Annotated in this window: 1 protein-coding gene; it reads right to left on the reverse strand. The window is 66.5% G+C overall.

What is annotated here, in order from left to right; all coding sequences use genetic code 11:
• Positions 1-7: 7 nt before the first annotated feature.
• Positions 8-1,042, reverse strand: coding sequence for an IS30 family transposase (locus tag INT49_RS20820; RefSeq protein ID WP_193119629.1), 1,035 nt, complete (start codon positions 1,040-1,042; stop codon positions 8-10).
• Positions 1,043-1,106: the final 64 nt, after the last annotated feature.

Genomic DNA, 1,106 nt, shown 5'->3' on the forward strand with positions numbered 1-1,106 from the left:
GGTGGTGTCAAAGCGTGGAAGCAACATGGGGTTCGCCGGCGAGTAGTCGAGCGAATGCTTCGGTGGGCGTGAGGAAGCCCAGCCGGCGGCGGGGTCGGTTGTTGATCTCCTCCGCGATGGTGGTGAGGTAGGGCTGGTGGTCGGGGATCACGGTGCCCTTGGGGAGGTACTCCCGGTAGAGCCGGTTCGTGTTCTCGTTCGAGGGTCGCTGCCACGGGGAGTGGGGGTCGGCGAAGTAGACCGGCATGTCCGTGGCCAGGGAAACCTTTGCGTGCTGGGCCATCTCGCTGCCCTGGTCCCATGCCAGCGACGCCTTCATCATCTTGGGCAGCTCGGTGAAGTACTCGATGACCGCGTCCGCAGTGCCCTCGGCGTGCTTGGAGGGCAGGGCAAGCAGTCCGGTGAAACCGCTCATCCGCTCCACCAGCGTCGCCGCGCACGAGGACCCGTTCTTCCCGATGATCAAGTCGCCCTCCCAGTGCCCCGGAACCCGCCGCTCCGCGGCATCCTCGCTTCGCTCCGAGATGGGCACCATCCCCACGATCGGTCCGCCCCGGGTGCGGCCGGGTGTGCGGGGTCGGCGCTTGGTCCGTTTGGACTGCAAGAAGATCCCTCGCGTGGCGAGTTCCCCGCGGGGGATCGCGTAGATGTACTGGTAGATCGCTTCTCCGCTGACGGTGCGGCCCTGAGCGTTCGGAGAATTCGCCATGCGTTCAACGGTCGGGTCTGCGGCCTCCAGACGCAAGCGGCCCGCGATCTCGTTCGGTGTCCATGACGCTGCGAGGTCGGCGTTGACGCGGGCCTTGAGCACGGGGTCCTTCGCGACTTTTCGGACCTGTGGGCGCGAGCGCTGGCGTTGCGCGGTCACGTCCGCGGTCACGGCTTGATAGCCGCGCGTCTTCGTGGAGTTCCGTCGAAGCTCTCTGGAGACCACTGACGGGCATCTACCCAGGTGAGAAGCGATCCTGCGGACTCCCCACCCGGCCTTCGATCCCGTCGAGATCTCCATCCGCTCCGTGAACGTAAGCCTCCGCCGCGCCATCCCAGGCCTCCTCGCCTCAAGCCCCCACCGACCGGGAGTGTTGCTTAGACGCTATGACACCACC

This window comes from Brachybacterium tyrofermentans (assembly GCF_014897585.1).
In the GTDB taxonomy this organism is placed as follows: Bacteria; Actinomycetota; Actinomycetes; order Actinomycetales; family Dermabacteraceae; genus Brachybacterium; species Brachybacterium tyrofermentans.